The organism is Vibrio sp. Vb2880, assembly GCF_033337975.1.
Taxonomy (GTDB): domain Bacteria; phylum Pseudomonadota; class Gammaproteobacteria; order Enterobacterales; family Vibrionaceae; genus Vibrio; species Vibrio alginolyticus.
The window spans coordinates 1-514 of sequence record NZ_JAWORT010000091.1; the positions used below are offsets into that span (position 1 = coordinate 1).

The 514-nt window shown below is 46.5% G+C and carries 1 protein-coding gene; it reads left to right on the forward strand.

Going from position 1 to position 514, the window contains the following annotated elements; genetic code table 11:
* Positions 1–2 precede the first annotated feature (2 nt).
* On the forward strand, positions 3–514 hold a 512-nt coding region (locus R7M92_RS25070; RefSeq protein WP_318134584.1), incomplete at its 3' end, for a phosphate/phosphite/phosphonate ABC transporter substrate-binding protein.

Consider the following 514-nt stretch of genomic DNA (forward strand, 5'->3'; position numbering starts at 1 on the left):
CGTTGCTTATGACGTTATGCATATTATCGCCTTCCATCTTCGCTCAGCCCTCTCTTGTTTTTGGTGTGGTGCCACAACAATCGGCCACCAAATTAGTTCAACAATGGCAACCCTTACTGCAACGTTGGGGTGAGCTTGCCGGAGTTGAAATCAAATTTGCTACTGCGCGTGATATTCCTACTTTTGAAGCCCGTTTAATGGCTGGAGAATATGACATCGCGTACATGAATCCTTATCACTTTACGTTGGTGAATCAAACTCCGGGTTATACGGCGTTAGCAAGAGCGAAGAACAAACGTATTACAGGGATTATTGTGGCGAGAAAAGGGCAGTCAGTTACTCTTGATGATCTGCAAGAGGAGACGATTGCTTTTCCGGCTCCGCGCGCGTTTGCGGCTTCCATCATCACGCAATCTGAACTAGAACAGAAAGGCATCAAATTTACGCCCAAATATGTGGGTTCGCACGATTCGGTCTATTTAGGTGTTCTGAAAGGCTTGTATGTCGCTGGTGG